Origin of the sequence: Pseudomonas fontis (assembly GCF_028656955.1) — a bacterium.
Classification (GTDB): Bacteria; Pseudomonadota; Gammaproteobacteria; order Pseudomonadales; family Pseudomonadaceae; genus Aquipseudomonas; species Aquipseudomonas fontis.
Window position 1 is genome coordinate 105,209 of the sequence record NZ_JAMDGY010000007.1, and the last position, 15,562, is coordinate 120,770.

12 protein-coding genes and 1 tRNA gene are annotated in these 15,562 nt (G+C 62.3%); 5 read left to right on the plus strand and 8 right to left on the minus strand.

The genetic code is table 11. The features are described from left to right. Window positions 1-185 precede the first annotated feature (185 nt). Window positions 186-2,345 (plus strand): TonB-dependent siderophore receptor, encoded by a 2,160-nt coding sequence (locus M5G11_RS01735; protein WP_273911839.1) that lies wholly within the window; start codon window positions 186-188, stop codon window positions 2,343-2,345. 159 nt (window positions 2,346-2,504) lie between these two features. Here M5G11_RS01735 and M5G11_RS01740 read toward each other — a convergent pair. Continuing rightward, window positions 2,505-2,594 (minus strand) — tRNA-Ser (locus tag M5G11_RS01740). Window positions 2,595-2,850: 256 nt separating this feature from the next. On the opposite strand from M5G11_RS01740, the gene M5G11_RS01745 reads away from it, so the two are divergent. The 3 genes from M5G11_RS01745 (at window position 2,851) to M5G11_RS01755 (ending at window position 5,519) form a co-directional block, all read left to right on the plus strand. Further along, window positions 2,851-3,540: a crotonase/enoyl-CoA hydratase family protein gene (locus M5G11_RS01745; RefSeq protein ID WP_273911838.1), complete on the plus strand. Its 690-nt coding sequence runs from the start codon at window positions 2,851-2,853 to the stop codon at window positions 3,538-3,540. Between the two features lie 218 nt (window positions 3,541-3,758). After that, the gene (locus tag M5G11_RS01750; RefSeq protein ID WP_273911837.1) at window positions 3,759-4,481 is read left to right on the plus strand and encodes a lysophospholipid acyltransferase family protein; all 723 of its coding nucleotides are present in this window, start codon (window positions 3,759-3,761) and stop codon (window positions 4,479-4,481) included. A gap of 66 nt (window positions 4,482-4,547) precedes the next feature. After that, complete coding sequence (locus M5G11_RS01755) at window positions 4,548-5,519, plus strand: magnesium and cobalt transport protein CorA (RefSeq protein WP_273911836.1); 972 nt, start codon at window positions 4,548-4,550, stop codon at window positions 5,517-5,519. A 9-nt stretch (window positions 5,520-5,528) separates the two neighbouring features. Here the strand turns inward: M5G11_RS01755 and M5G11_RS01760 are convergent, their stop codons facing one another. Continuing rightward, entirely contained in the window at window positions 5,529-6,254 is a 726-nt protein-coding gene (locus M5G11_RS01760; RefSeq protein WP_273911835.1) for an amidotransferase, read from the minus strand. A 541-nt stretch (window positions 6,255-6,795) separates the two neighbouring features. On the opposite strand from M5G11_RS01760, the gene M5G11_RS01765 reads away from it, so the two are divergent. Then, entirely contained in the window at window positions 6,796-7,596 is an 801-nt protein-coding gene (locus tag M5G11_RS01765) for a c-type cytochrome (protein ID WP_273911834.1), read from the plus strand. A 1,428-nt stretch (window positions 7,597-9,024) separates the two neighbouring features. Here M5G11_RS01765 and M5G11_RS01770 read toward each other — a convergent pair. The 6 genes from M5G11_RS01770 to M5G11_RS01795 form a co-directional block, all read right to left on the minus strand. Then, window positions 9,025-9,822, minus strand: coding sequence for a transglutaminase family protein (locus M5G11_RS01770; protein WP_273911833.1), 798 nt, complete (start codon window positions 9,820-9,822; stop codon window positions 9,025-9,027). Next, window positions 9,819-10,769 (minus strand): alpha-E domain-containing protein, encoded by a 951-nt coding sequence (locus M5G11_RS01775; protein ID WP_273911832.1) that lies wholly within the window; start codon window positions 10,767-10,769, stop codon window positions 9,819-9,821. The genes M5G11_RS01770 and M5G11_RS01775 overlap by 4 nt, the downstream gene beginning before the upstream one ends. A gap of 3 nt (window positions 10,770-10,772) precedes the next feature. After that, the gene (locus M5G11_RS01780; RefSeq protein WP_273911831.1) at window positions 10,773-12,182 is read right to left on the minus strand and encodes a circularly permuted type 2 ATP-grasp protein; all 1,410 of its coding nucleotides are present in this window, start codon (window positions 12,180-12,182) and stop codon (window positions 10,773-10,775) included. A gap of 175 nt (window positions 12,183-12,357) precedes the next feature. Next, window positions 12,358-12,687: a ribonuclease E inhibitor RraB gene (locus M5G11_RS01785; protein WP_273911830.1), complete on the minus strand. Its 330-nt coding sequence runs from the start codon at window positions 12,685-12,687 to the stop codon at window positions 12,358-12,360. A gap of 182 nt (window positions 12,688-12,869) precedes the next feature. Beyond that, a complete protein-coding gene (locus tag M5G11_RS01790) occupies window positions 12,870-13,106 on the minus strand; it encodes a hypothetical protein (RefSeq protein WP_273911829.1) in 237 nt (78 codons plus the stop codon). A gap of 154 nt (window positions 13,107-13,260) precedes the next feature. Beyond that, the gene (locus M5G11_RS01795) at window positions 13,261-15,345 is read right to left on the minus strand and encodes an LTA synthase family protein (RefSeq protein ID WP_273911828.1); all 2,085 of its coding nucleotides are present in this window, start codon (window positions 15,343-15,345) and stop codon (window positions 13,261-13,263) included. Window positions 15,346-15,562: the final 217 nt, after the last annotated feature.

Here is a 15,562-nt window from a genome sequence, read left to right on the forward strand (position 1 = left end):
ACCGCCAGGCGGTTGCCCCTGCTAAGATGGCGCCCGCGCTTCGGCGCCCTGCCCGCGCAACGCCGGCAGCCTTCGTATTTGCGCCTCCATTGCGCTCACCTGTTGCCGTACCGGGCTTTCAGCGATCGGGTAGTTGCCGAGCAATAACGGCGCACCCGCTGCGGGCCCTCTAGGAGCTTTTCCGCATGAACTCGCATCGCCCCTGCCTGCCGTTGAGCCTGCTGAGTCTGGGCCTGGCACTGAGTACCCCTGCCGCCCTGGCCGCGCCGAACGTCACCCTGGCCCCGCTGACCATTGCCGATGAGTACCGCGATGGCTATCAGCCGCGCCAGGCCTCGGTCGCAGGCTTCGCCCCGGCGCCACTGCTGGACACCCCCGCCTCGGTGTCGGTGTTTACCGAACAATTGCTGCAGGACCGCCAGGTGCGCCTGCTCAGCGAAGTGCTGCAAAGCGATGCTTCGGTGGGTGAGAGCTATGCGCCGGTGGGGTACTACGAGAACTTCATGGTGCGCGGCTTCAGCCTGGATGCGGCGAACAGCTACAAGATCAACGGCCAGACCATCGCCGGCGAGCAGAACGTGGCGCTGGAGAACAAGCAGCAGGTCGAATTGCTCAAGGGCCTGTCCGGCCTGCAGAGCGGCGTGTCGGAACCGGGCGGGCTGATCAACTACGTGACCAAGCGCCCGGACGACGTGCGCAGCGTAACCGTGTCGAGCAATGAACAGGGTGAGCGCTATATCGCCACCGACCTGGGCGGCTGGTTTGGCAGCGAGCGCCAGTTCGGCCTGCGCGCCAACCTGGCGCACGAGGATATCCGCTCGTATGTCGACCATGCCGATGGCCAGCGCGACTTCGCCTCGCTGGCTTTCGACTGGCAGATCAACCCGGACGCCCTGCTGCAACTGGACGTCGAGTACCAGCAACGCGAGCAGCGTTCGGTGCCGGGGTATCAGCTGCTGGGCGGCAACAGCCTGCCGCACGACGTCGACCCCAAGGACCGGCTGGCCTATCAGCGCTGGGCGAAGCCGGTGCAGATCGACTCGCTGAACCTCGGTGGACGGTTCGAGTACCGCTTCAGCGAGGCCTGGACCGGGAGCTTGAGTGCGTCGCGTAGCCGGGTGGTGATTGATGACTACAGCTCGTTTGCCTGGGGTTGCTACGGCGCCGCCAGTTGCGCCGGTAGTGCCGTGCCAAACCACTTCAGCCCGGAAGGCGACTACGACGTCTATGACTTCCGCAGCCCTGACGACACCCGCCGGATCGACGAGGCCCAGGCTTCACTGAATGGCCACTTCACGGCCCTTGGGCTGAGCCACGAGCTGACCGTGGGCAGCAGCGCGCAGCGCCGCACGCTGGACCAGCGCCCGACCTTCAACCAGTGGGTCGGCAGCGGCAATATCTACCAGCCGACCCCCGCAGTGGAACCGTTTGACGGCACGCCGGGGCGAAGCACCCGTCGCCTGGACAGCCGTCAGTACGGTGTATTTGCCAGTGACCGGATCAGCTTCAATGAGCAGTGGCAGACCGTGCTTGGCGCACGCGTGGTGCGCCTGGACGAGAAGACCTTCAGCGAACAGGGTGAGCCGCGCCGCCATACCCAGCAATATGAGCTGCTGCCCAATGCAGCACTGATCTACAAGCCGCGCCCGGACACCTCGCTTTATGTGAGCTACAGCAAGGGCCTCTCGGCAGGGGGCACCTCACCGTGGTTTGCCAGCAATGCGGCTGAGATCCTCGCCCCCACCACCTCGCACCAACTCGAACTGGGCATCAAGCGCGACTGGCAGCGCATGAGCTTCGGCGCCGCGCTGTTCCAGCTGCGCCAGGCGTACCAGTACGCGCGGCCTGAGGGGGATGGCAGCTTCACCTATGTGCAGCAGGGCGAGCAGAAGAATATCGGCCTGGAGCTGAGCGCCAGCGGCTGGCTGACCTCGCAGTTGCAGATCAACGCCAGTGCCGCGGCGATCCGCGCGCGGGTCGAGGGCAGCGGCACCGATGCCTATGACGATCATCAAGCGCTGAACGTGCCGAACTTGCGTGCAGCGTTGCAGGCTGACTACAGCATTGCCGAGGTACCGGGCCTGGCCTTGCTGGCTGGCGCGCGGTACAGCGCGAGCAAGCATGCCAACTATGCCGGGACGGTCGAGGTGGGTAGCTATGCGGTGTTTGATGTGGGCAGCCGCTACCGCACGCGCATTGGCGGCTACGACACGGTGCTGCACCTGATGGTCGACAACGTGTTTGACCGCACTTACTGGCGCGATGCCGGGGAGTATCTGGGGGATGGCTACCTGTTCCCGGGTGCGCCACGCACGGCGCGCATGGCCGCGACGGTCAGCTTCTAACAGCATCGCCGGCAAGGCCGGCTCCCACAGTGAGCGGGGTGATGCTCAAACCTGTGGGAGCCGGCCTTGCCGGCGATGAGGCCGACGCCTACAGAAACCCAGCACAAACAAAAAGCCCCCGAACTCTCTCAAGTTCGGGGGCTTTTCGCGTATCGAATATGGCGGTGAAGGAGAGATTCGAACTCTCGATACAGTTTCCTGTATACACACTTTCCAGGCGTGCTCCTTAAGCCACTCGGACACTTCACCGTATCTCTTCAAGCTATTCAGCCTGTCGAGGCGCGCTAATATAGTCGAGAGCCTTACAGATGGCAAAGGTTTTTTTCAGAATTTTCATGCGCTTAAGCACTTTATGCAAAATCCCCCTCGGTACAGGGCAAAGCCGCCAAACGCGGGCGTGCTTCAGCAAACCCCTCAAGCACGTGACTTATCGGTCAACCTTCGTGCTTTACCAGAACGCGGCGGCTGGGTAACGTCTGCTCACTTCTTATAAAGGAACCCTGTCATGAGTGAGCTGATTACCTACCACCTGGACGACGGCATCGCGACCCTGACCCTGAGCAATGGCAAGGTCAACGCCATTTCGCCCGACGTCATCGCCGCCTTCAATGCCGCACTGGACCAGGCCGTGACGGACCGCGCCGTGGTAATCATCACCGGCCAGCCAGGCATCCTCTCCGGTGGCTACGACCTCAAGGTCATGACCGCCGGCCCTAAAGAAGCCGTGGCGCTGGTGACCGCCGGCTCCACCCTGGCGCGTCGCCTGCTCTCGCACCCCTTCCCAGTGATCGTCGCCTGCCCAGGCCACGCCGTGGCCAAGGGCGCATTCCTGCTGCTGTCGGCGGATTACCGCATCGGCGTCGAAGGCCCGTTCAGCATCGGCCTGAATGAAGTGCAGATCGGCATGACCATGCACCATGCCGGCATCGAGCTGGCCCGTGATCGCCTGCGTCGCTCGGCATTCCATCGCTCGGTGATCTGCGCCGAGATGTTCGACCCGGCCAGCGCGGTAGATGCCGGTTTCCTCGACCAGGTGGTGCCGGCCGAGCAATTGCACGAAGCCGCCCTGAGCGCAGCGCGCCGCCTGAAGAAGATCAATATGAATGCGCACAAGCACACCAAGCTGAAAGTGCGCAAAGCCCTGCTTGAGCTGCTGGATGACGCGATCATCCGCGACCAGAAACATATGGGCTAATTCGCCGCCTTTGGGAGCCCTCACGGGCTCCAGCGCAGCCTGTCGGCAGCGGCTACAAATAGTGGTGCAAGTCAGCGGCTCCCACAGTGAATTGATGGATATTCATTTGAGGGGGTCAGCCTTGCCGGCGCTGTATTTGTAACAAGAAAAACCATCGTTTGCTGAAGGCTGTGCACAACCGTACACTGCGCCGCGTTTGCCTGGTGTGAGTCGTACAAATGCTTTATCTGATCCGCGTGCCGCTCTTGGCGCTGCACTTTATTCTGGCCGGTATTCTCGGCGTATTGATTGGTCTGTGCCGTCCGTTCAACCCGGACAACAGCCGCTTGTATGCCCGCATCTATGGCTGGCCTGCCACCTGGCTGATGCGCATGGACATTCGGGCAGAAGTCGGCCCGCTGTTCGACCAGCCGCCGGGCTGCGTCATCGTCGCCAACCATCAGTCCAACTACGACCTGTTCGTGCTCGGCCACGTGGTGCCGCCGCGCACCGTGTGCATCGGCAAGAAAAGCCTCAAGTGGGTACCGCTGTTCGGCCAGCTGTTCTGGCTCGGCGGCAATGTGCTGATCGACCGTGGCAACGCCTACCTGGCCCGCCGCGCCATGCAAAAGACCACCTTGACGTTGCAGGAAGAGAACACCTCCATCTGGGTGTTCCCGGAAGGCACGCGCAACCCTGCCGATCAATTGGCACCGTTCAAGAAAGGTGCCTTCCACATGGCGGTCGACGCCGGTGTGCCGATCGTGCCGGTGTGCGTCAGCCGCTACGCCCGTCGGGTCAACCTCAATGGCTGGCGGCGCAGCAAGGTCATCATCCGCTCCCTGCCCCCCATCGCCACCGCCGGCCTGACCCACCAGGACGTGCCCGAGCTGATGGAGCAGTGCCGCGCGCAGATGCAACGCTGCATCGATAGCATGGAAAACGAGCTGCAGATCGCCTGAACAGTTGCCGTTTGTCGGTAGTCGGACCAAGCTACGGGTCACGAATACCAGCAGAAGCGGATAACCATGGGTCGAGTCGTTGCGGCAGCGGTGTACAGCGCCGGCAGGAAAGTCACCAATATCAACCTCGACGAAGGTGCTCAATGGGCGGTAAAGCCCGGGCATTTCGTCTGGATTGGCCTGGAAGAGCCCAACGCCCAGGAGCTGGCCAACCTGCAACGCCAGTTCAACCTGCACGAACTGGCCATCGAAGATGCCCTGGAAAAGCACAGCCGGCCCAAGCTCGAGACATTCGGCGATGCGCTGTTCATCGTCACTTACTCGCCGGTGCGCCATGAAGGCAAGCTGGAGTTCATCGAGACGCACATCTTTGCCGGCAACGGCTACATCATCACCTGCCGCAACGGCCACTCGAAATCCTACGCCCTGGTGCGCCAGCGCTGCGAGGCCCGGCCCCTGCTGCTGGAGCACGGCGAAGACTTCGTGCTCTACGCCCTGCTCGACTTCGTCACCGAGAACTACCAGCCGGTCAGCGAAGCCATTCATGGCGAGATCGAAGAGCTGGAGCAAAGCGTGCTCGGCGGCTCGCTGCAGGAAGCGGATATCCGCCGCATCCACGGCCTGCGCCGCGACATCCTGCGCTTGCGCCGCTACGTGGCGCCGATGGTCGAGATCAGCGAGGAACTGCAGCGCCTGACCTTCCCGTTCATCGACAAGAACATGCGTCCGTACTTTCGCGATGTGCAGATCCACGTCACCCGGCAGATGGAAGACCTGGCCGGGATTCGCGATATCGCCAGCCAGACCATCGAGATCGGCATGCTGCTGGAGTCGTCACGGCAAAGCATCACCCAGCGCAAGTTCGCCGCCTGGGCGGCGATCCTGGCCTTCCCCACGGCAATTGCCGGGATCTACGGGATGAACTTCCAGAACATGCCGGAGCTGTCCTGGCATTACGGCTATTTCGCCGTACTGGGGGTGATCGTGTTTGGCTGTGTCGGGCTGTTCGCCAGCTTCAAGCGCTCCGGCTGGCTCTAGCTGTTGCCCTCAGGCCGAAGTGTGGGGTTTGTGCGCAATGAAACGCATCATCCATTCGGCCACGGTGCTGCCCTGGTGTTCCTCGCTCAGGCTGTTGACGCCGTTGCGGTAAACCTTGTCACCCAGGCTCTCCTTGCGCAGTTCAAGCAGCGCGCGCGAGTAGTCGTGGATGAATTCCGGGTGGCCCTGGAAGCACAGCACCTGATCGCCGATGTGGTACGCGGCAAATTGGCAGAAATCGCTGGAGGCGATCACCGTGGCGTTTTCTGGCAGGCGGGTGACCTGGTCCTGGTGGCTGATCAGCAGGGTCAGCTCCTCGACCTGAGGGTTCATCCATGGCGCCTTGGCGTTCATCACGTAGCGGTGGGTGCCCACGCCCCAGCCCTGGGTTGCGCGCTCGGTCTTGCCGCCGAGCAATAGCGCCAGCAACTGGTGGCCGAAGCACACGCCCAGCAGCTTGTCGCCGCGCTGGTAGCGATCCAGCAGGAATACCTTGAGTTTCTCGATCCACGGATCTCCGCCAAACGAGTCGGCCTTGCTGCCCGTCACCAGGTAGGCATCGAATACCTGGTCCTCCGTTGGGTACACGCCCGTCACCACGTTGTAGACATCGAAATCAGCGGCAATTGGCTGGCGGGAGAACAACTGCTCGAACATCCGTCCGTAGCCCTGATACTGATCTACCAGCTCAGGTCGCAGGACGTCGGTTTCCAGGATGCAGATGCGTAACGACATAGATTTAGTCCTGAACGACAGAAGGCGGAAATGCCCCGTAGAGCCTGCCGCGAAAGGCCGCTGTAAGCAATAGCGGAGTCGGACGAACGGTCATCGGCACGGGATCCCACCTTGTCACAAAGCAACACGTCTAGCTGGCCGGATTCTCCCTGGATGGCAATGGGCCTCATAGCCATTTCAAAGGACAAGAAATATATAAAGATTAAAGCGTTCTAAAACGTAGGTGACGTTGACCCTAAGGTTAGTTGTATACCGAATAGGTAGCAGGCTCGGGGCATAAGGGCTGCAGACCCTTTTCATGTGTTCCGGCCCCTGGACAAGGACGCCATTCGGCAATCAGGAATAACAACAAAAAAGGCAGTCAGCCATGTTCAAACAACCCAAAGTACGTCAGGCCGGGCTTATCCTCTTCGCCACGACCCTGCTGTTGATTCTGCCGAACCTGACACGCCTGTTCGGCTGAACGGCATGCCTCACTCCCTTTACAGTGGCACGCCTTCACGGGTGTATGCTGCCGACCTTTATGGTTGGAGACCTGCCCATGCGCCGAAGCCTCGCCCTGCTGTGTGTGCTGCTGAGCCTGCCGTTGCAGGCCGCGCAATTGACCCTCGAGCTGGGCAACGCTAGCCGCCAGTGGCAAACCGCCGAGCTGCTGCAGCACCCTCTGGCGCAAGACCTGCGCATTGATAACGACGTTTCCTACAAAAAAACCATGCATTACCGCGCGGTGCCGTTGGCTGCGTTGCTGAAAGGGGTGCAGCCGTCAGACCATCTTCAGGCGGTGGCGCTGGATGGTTTCGCGGCCGAGATGCCTGCTGAGCCGCTGCTCAAGAGCGGCCCGGCGCGCGCCTGGATTGCCGTGGAAGACCCTGCCGCCCCGTGGCCTGCGTTGGGCCCGGACAAGCCGGGGGCCGGGCCGTTCTATCTGGTCTGGACCAACCCCGAGGCTGGCAAGATCAGCCCGGAACAGTGGCCGTTCCAGGTGGCGACCATCAGGCGCCTGGCGCCGGTTGCCGAGCGTTTTCCGGCGCTGTTGCCGGCGCCGCAGTTGGCGGCGGGTGATCCGGTCAACCGGGGGTTTGCGCTGTTCCAGAAGAACTGCCTGGCTTGTCACCGTCTCAATGGCGCCGGCGATGCCCAGTTCGGCCCGGATTTGAACCTGCCCTACAACCCCACGGAGTACTTTCAGCCGGCCTTCCTGCGCCGCCTGATCCGCGACCCGCAGAGCCTGCGTCAATGGCCGCAGGCGAAGATGCCGGCGTTTACCGAGAATGTGCTGAGTGATGGCGAGTTGGATGACCTGTTGGCTTACCTGGCGCATATGGCCACGCGTAAACCCTGAAGCGCTGTGGGAGCGGGCCTTGTCCCGCGATCGAGTGCGCAGCGCTCGCAAAACCTGCTGACCGAGTCGAACTGATACACCGCGCTTGCCGGATTTACTGCCGCTTCGCGCCAGATCGCGGGCAAAGCCCGCTCCCACACAAATCCTGCGCGCTGCACCTACCTCTGTGGGAGCGGGCCTTGTCCCGCGATCGAGTGCGCAGCGCTCGCCAAACCTGCTGGCCGGATCAAACTGATACACCGCGCTTGCCGAATTTACTGCCGCTTCGCACCAGATCGCGGGCAAAGCCCGCTCCCACACAAATCCTGCGCGCTGCGCCTAGCTCTGTGGGAGTGGGCCTTGTCCCGCGATCGAGTGCGCAGCGCTCGCCAAACCTGCTGGCCGAGTCAAACTGATACACCGCACTTGCCGAATTTACTGCCGCTTCGCGCCAGATCGCGGGACTAGCCCGCTCCCACAAAAATCCTGCGCGCTGCACCTACCTCTGTGGGAGCGGGCTGGTCCCGCGATCGAGTGCGCAGCGCTCGCCAAACCTGCTGGCCGAGTCGAACTGATACACCGCGCTTGCCGAATTTACTGCCGCTTCGCGCCAGATCGCGGGACTAGCCCGCTCCCACAAAAATCCTGCGCGCTGCACCTAGCTCTGTGGGAGTGGGCCTTGTCCCGCGATCGAGTGCGCAGCGCTCGCCAAACCTGCTGGCCGGGTCGAACTGATACACCGCGCTTGCCGAATTTACTGCCGCTTCGCGCCAGATCGCGGGCAAAGCCCGCTCCCACAAAAATCCTGCGTGCTGCACCTAGCTCTGTGGGAGTGGGCCTTGTCCCGCGATCGAGTGCGCAGCGCTCGCCAAACCTGCTGGCCGGGTCGAACTGATACACCGCGCTTACCGAATTTACTGCCGCTTCGCGCCAGATCGCTGGACTAGCCCGCTCCCACAAAAATCCTGCGCGCTGCGCCTACCTCTGTGGGAGCGGGCCTTGTCCCGCGATCGAGTGCGCAGCGCTCGCCAAACCTGCTGGCCGAGTCGGACTGATACACCGCGCTTGCCAAATTTACTGCCGCTTCGCGCCAGATCGCGGGACTAGCCCGCTCCCACAAAAATCCTGCGTGCTGCGCCTATCTCTGTGGGAGCGGGCCTTGTCCCGCGATCGAGTGCGCAGCGCTCGCCAAACCTGCTGGCCGGGTCGAACTGATACACCGCGCTTGCCGAATTTACTGCCGCTTCGCGCCAGATCGCGGGCAAAGCCCGCTCCCACAAAAATCCTGCGTGCTGCACCTATCTCTGTGGGAGCGGGCCTTGTCCCGCGATCGAGTGCGCAGCGCTCGCAAAACCTGCTGACCGAGTCGAACTGATACACCGCGCTTGCCGAATTTACTGACACAAATCCTGCGCGCTGTACCTACCTCTGTGGGGGCCGGTAGATGCCTTATTGCTGCTGTGCCTGCAAGGTCGGGGTGACCAGGACGCTGGCGTGCATCTGCTCATACCCTCCTCCACGCCGCATGCCCCGCACCGGGCAGGCATCCAGGTAATCCAGGCCCACCGCCAACTTCAGGTGGCGCTCCGGCAAAGCCAATTGATTAGTCACATCAAAACTGTACCAGGCACCCTCCAACCAAGCCTCAGCCCAGGCATGGCTGGCCATGTGCTGGCTGTCGTTGTCGAACAGATAACCGGACACATAACGCGCCGGCACCCCCAAACTGCGACTACAGGCCAGGAAGGCATGTGCATGGTCCTGGCAAACCCCCGCCCCTCCGGCAAACGCTTGCGCCGCACTGGTATCAACAGCCGTGCTACCAGGGCGATAAAGCATCCGCTCATGCAACGCCGCCATCAGGTCGATCAGCGCGCCACGGTCACGGCGCGGCCCACAATGCTGGCCGGCAAAATGGCGCAAGGCATCATCCGCTTCGGTCAACCGGGTAAAGCGCAAAAACGGCAGCGGCGACTGCGTGTCATGCTCAGCTTCACAGGTCGGGTCGATCTCCACCTGGCCGCGCGCCGAGATGATCAAGTCGGCATGCGGCTCCTCCAGGCTGAGCACATGCAGAATATTGCCGAACGGATCGCGCTGGGCCCGCACCGGGCGCGGCAGGTCCAGCGCCCAGCACAACACCTGCTGGCGTTCATTGTCCGGCGGGGTAAGGCGCAGGTACTGGATGCTGGTGCGAACCTGGTCTTCATAGTGGTAGGCGGTTTCGTGGCTGATCGTCAGTCTCATATGACCTCCAAGTAGGCATGGTGGATGGCGTTGCCCAGCTCACGCACCAGCGGGATGTAGTCGTTCAGCCAGGGGTGCAGGCCCGCAGCAAGAATTTCGTCAATGCCGGTGTAGCGCAAGCGTGCGTCCACCTCGGCGGCCAGGCGCTGGGCCGGGCGGCCGTTGGCGCCCGGCAGGCTGGCGAGAATCTGGTCGATCTCCTCGGTGCAAGCACGCAAGGACCGCGGCACATCGGCACGCAGCAGCAACAGCTCCGCCACATGCCGGGCGGCCGGCGCATCACGGTAGATTTCGGTATAGGCCTCGAACGAGGACAGCGCGCGGAGCAAGGCGCTCCATTCGTAATACCCGCGCGCCGAACTGTCACTGACCGCCTCGGCCTCATCCCCGAGCATTTCGTAACGCGCATCGAGCAAGCGCAAGGTGTTGTCGGCACGCTCGATGAAGGTGCCCAGGCGAATGAAGCGGAACGCATCGTTGCGCATGATGGTGCCGTAGGTGGCACCACGGAACAGGTGCGAACGCTCCTTGATCCACTCGCAGAAACGGCTCATGCCGTAGCGCCCCAGGCCCTGCTCGGCAATGCCGCGTATCTCCAGCCAGGTGGCGTTGATGTTCTCCCACATGTCGGCGGTGATCTTCCCGCGTACCGCGTGGGCACTGGCCCGCGCCGCGCCCAGGCAGCTGTAGATGCTGGCCGGGTTCTCCGGGTCGAGGGCGAAGAAATGCAGCAGGCGCTCGGCGTGCAACTTGCCGTGGCGCTCGAGATAATCCTCCAGCGTGCCGGTGATCATCAGCGGCATGGCCATTTCATCCAGGCCGTCACTGCGCCCGTCTTGCGGCATCAGCGACAGCGAATAACTGACATCGAGCATCCGCGCGAGGTTTTCCGCACGCTCCAGGTAACGCGACATCCAGTACAGGTCCGAGGCGGTTCTACTCAACATGATTCAATCCTCGACTACCCAGGTGTCCTTGGTGCCACCACCCTGGGATGAGTTCACCACCAGGGAACCTTCGCGCAGCGCCACGCGGGTCAGGCCGCCCGGCACCACACGGGTTTCACGACCCGACAGCACGAACGGGCGCAGGTCGATATGGCGTGGCGCAATGCCGTTCTCGACAAAGGTCGGGCAAGTCGACAACGACAGCGTCGGTTGGGCGATATAGGCCGCCGGCCGCGCCTTGATGCGCTGGGCGAACGCCTCGATCTCGGCCTTGGTCGAGGCCGGCCCGACGAGCATGCCGTAGCCCCCGGAGCCCTGGGTTTCCTTGACCACCAGCTCCGGTAGATGCGCCAGCACGTGGGACAGTTCCTCCGGTTTGCGGCACTGCCAGGTCGGCACGTTCTTGAGGATCGGCTCTTCGTCGAGGTAAAAGCGGATCATGTCGGTGACATAGGGGTAGATCGACTTGTCGTCCGCCACCCCGGTGCCGATGGCATTGGCCAGCACCACATTGCCGCAGCGATAAGCCGAGAGCAGGCCTGGCACGCCAAGCATCGAGTCGGGGTTGAAGGCCAGCGGGTCGAGGAACGCATCGTCGAGGCGCCGGTAGATGACATCAACGGCCTTGGGCCCGTCGGTGGTGCGCATGAACACCCGCTCATCGCGCACGAACAAGTCGGCGCCCTCCACCAGCTCCACGCCCATTTCACGGGCAAGGAAGGCATGCTCGAAGAACGCGCTGTTGAAGCGCCCAGGCGTCAGCACCACGACACTGGGGTCGTCCAGCGGGCTGGCACTTTTCAGGGTGTCGAGCAGCAGGTTCGGGTAATGGTCGATGGGCGCGATGCGCTGGGCCGCGAACAACTCGGGGAACAGGCGCATCATCATCTTGCGGTCTTCAAGCATGTAGCTCACGCCGCTGGGCGTGCGCAGGTTGTCTTCCAGCACGTAGTAGCTGCCATCGCCATCACGCACCAGGTCGACCCCGGAAATATGCGCGTAGAGGCCCCGGTGCAGGTCCAGGCCCTGCATGGCCAGCTGGTATTGCTCGTTGGCCAGCACCTGTTCCGCCGGGATGATCCCGGCCTTGAGGATGCGTTGGTCGTGATAGAGGTCGGCGAGGAACAGGTTCAGCGCCTTGACCCGCTGGATGCAACCCTTCTCCACCACCCGCCATTCACTGGCCGGGATGGCCCGCGGGATGGTGTCGAAGGGGATCAGCCGCTCAGTGCCCTGCTCATCGCCATACAAGGTGAAGGTGATACCGGCGCGATGGAACAGCAGGTCGGCCTCGCGCCGACGCTGCGCGAGCAGCTCTGGCGGGGTATTGGCCAACCAGCGGGCGAATTCCCGGTAATGCGGACGGAGCTGGCCGTCAGCGGCGTACATCTCATCATAAAAGGTGCGGATCATGCCGAACTCCTTGTCACCCGTGCAACGGTGCTCTCGCAAGCCCCGTGCCAGCGGCATTAACCCTTGATAATCAATTGGTTGTGAAATGACCGAAAACAACCCGCACCAGTGCGGTGCAGGTTGCCCGTGGGGTTTCAGGCAAACGCTTCATTGCGAAGCGTCGCCTGGGGCGCGTTTATGCCAGGGGGCGTTCCTGCTTGACCCCCCACCCCTGGATTTCCCCACCCAGGGGCGCGATCACCGCTTCGAAGTCCTGCTCGAATTCGCCGATCCCGCCGTAGGTGGCGTACATGACCTTGCTCAATTCCAAGTGCCAACCTTCGTCGCATTCGCTCACCTGTGCACTGAGCGATTCACCACGAAACTGCCCTGCTGCCCTGCGCGCCCGCTCCTCGTCCGGGAAAACCGCATAGAACTCAATGGGATGGATTTGCGTGAAATTGAAGCCGCCCTCTTTCATGCGGCGCAACACCGTGCTGCTGATGTCCTCGTATTGGCTGCTCATGAATCGTCCTCCTCGTCGCGATGGATAGACTTTCAGTGCGAGACGCACTTGCCCACCACGCGGGACGTGTGTGAGCAATTCGAGCGGGTGCAGCGGTAGAAAAGCAGGTCCCGGCGAAAAACCGACGACCTTGCTTGCAGCGTAGTGCCTAGAGTGCGACCCCGCCAGCCGGGGCCTGGGGTTCAGGGCTTTTCGTTGATCGCGGTGATTTCGACACCGCTTTCCTTCTTCAGCCATTCGGCGGTGGGGGATGAAACGCGGTCCTGGAAGTCGGTGAGGTCGAGTTCGTCCATGACAGGATAAAGGCGGGTTCGGATCAGCCGCGCGGCTTGTTCGACGCTGGGCTTGTGCTCGCAGGCGTACGGCAGCGACATGCGTTCGCCATTCTGGTCCACGAAGGTAATTTCCCATGCTTTCATTGGAGTCTCCTCAGTGACGACACTCAGGTGAGTCGGCCTTACCTACCGTTGACCTGTGGGTGGGGGGAATGTTCAGTTGCGCAGAACCAATGGCCGGCAAAACCACTCACAAAAAAAGAGGCCCGAAGGCCTCTTTTCATTCAGTCACCACGGATCACTCCGGAGTGCCATGCACCACGCCTGCGGTGTTGTCCAGCAAGCTCTTGGTAGCGGTCTGGATGAACGACTCCAGCTTGTGCAGCATCTCGGTCTGGTCCGGGGCCTCGATCAGCTCGGCCTTGAACTCCTTGCCCAACTGATAGCGATACACGCGCGGTGTCATGTCCTTGGACTCGATCAGCACCCGGTCACCCTGCACCAGGCCAACGATCTGCTCGCTGCCCGACGGTTTGATCATGCCGAAGCCTTCATCGCCAGCCGGCAGGTTGAGCAGGTCACGCCCCCAGCACTGGTGACGGGTTTCGCCACCCAGGCGGCCCATGATGGTCGGCACGATGTCGACCTGGGTACCTACGGTGTGCTTGACCGCACCGAACTTCTCCTGGATGCCCGGGCCGATCAGCAGCAGCGGCACGTTGAAGCGCCCCAGATCGAGTTCGGTGACCTGTTGATGGTTGCCGAAACCATGGTCGCCAACGATCACGAACAGGGTCTCCTTGAAGTACGGCTCCTTGCGCGCCTTCTCGAAGAACTGGCCCAGCGCCCAGTCGGAATAACGCATGGCCGTCAGGTGCTCGTCCAGGCGCCCCTGGCCGGTGACCGGCTCGACCGGCAGGTCTTTGGGCAAGGCATACGGGGTGTGGTTGGACAGCGTCTGCAGCAAGGCATAGAACGGTTTCTTGCCGTAATTGTTCGCCAGCTCCTGGGCACCCCGGTCGAACATGTCCTGGTCGGACACACCCCAGGTAGGGTCGGAGAACACCGGGTTGACGTAGTCGTTGCGGCCAATGAAGGTGGTCATGCCCTGGTTGCCGAAGAAGCCCGACTGGTTGTCCCAGGCGAAATCGCCGTTGTAGACATACACGTCGTCGTAGTCACGGGCACTGAGCAGCGCCGGCAAGCCGGACAGCTTGTGGCCGCCTTCAGGCGTCTGCATCAGGTACTCGAAACCTGGCAGGTTCGGGAAGCATGCCATGGTGGCGAACATACCCTGGTGGGTATGGGTGCCGTTGGAGAAGAAGCGATCGAACAGCACACCTTCCTTCGCCAGCTTGTCGAAGTACGGGGTGATGTTGTTCGGGCTGCCCAGCGCGCCTACCGAGTGGCCGGCGAAGCTCTCCATGAGGATCACCACGACGTTCTTGATCGGCAGGGTGTTGGCCGCAGGTGGCGTGAAGTCACGACGAATCGCGGCGCTGTCGGCATCGACCAGCTTGTCGTTGTCGGTCAGCACCATCTTGCGCACGGCTTCGGTGGCTGCGCCCTGCTCGACCGTGGCTTTCCAGACGTTGGCACGGTCTTCACCGAAGCGGCTCTTGGCGGCATCGATCAGGGTCAGGGTACCGTTCAGGCCCAATTGGTTGACGAAGTTCGAGTCGGTGGTGAAGGCATCACCCCAACGCATTGGCGGGCCCTGGCGCAGGGTGCCACGGGCAGCGACCACGGCAATCAGCAGGATCACCACGAACACCGCACCACGGGCGTACCACGGTGCGACCGTGCGGGTGCCGGCAACGCTGTTGCTGTACTCGCCACGCGGACGGGTCAGGTGGTCAGCACCTTTGAACAGCAAGCTCAGCAGCCAGGTACCGAAGGCCCAGGCCAGCAGGTAACGGACCACCGGGAAGCCGTACCAGAGCATGCTCAGTACGGTTTTCGGGTCTTCCTTCACGTACTGGAATACCAGGCCATTGAGGCGCTGGTGGAACTCGCGGTAGAAGTCCATCTCCATCAGGCCGAGGAACATCACCACGCTGGCGGCCAGGGTCAGCCACAGGCGGAACAGGCCACGCGCAGCCATGGCGCGGGCACTGAGGATGGCCAGCAGCAGCGGGATGCTCAGGTAGACAACCACCCGCAGGTCGAAGCGCAAGCCGTTGAGGAAGCCTTCGGCGACGGTGGAATACGGCGTATCGCCGATCATGTCGCTGTTGTAGAGCAGCAGGGCCAGGCGTACCAGGCTCAGCATCAGCATGATGATCAGGCCGCACAGCAAGGTGTAGGCCAGGTGCGATTTTACCGTCGGTTGCAGGGGGCGAGATGCAGCCCGCTGTTGCCTCAAGGCGTCCGTGTTAGCCATGAATGGAGAGATCCTAGGATTCGATTTTTATAGAGGGCGTGAAGCGAAGGTGCCTAATGTGCCTTAAACGAGCAGACGTTGCACAGCCATTAGGCGAAACGATTAATTGCGCGCGGATTGTCGGTAATCGGATGTGAAAATTTTGTTGAGCCCAGGCGTCATCGCCGCCCTTGTGGGAGCCGGCCTTGCCGGCGAATGGCGGGACTGTCAGATTTTT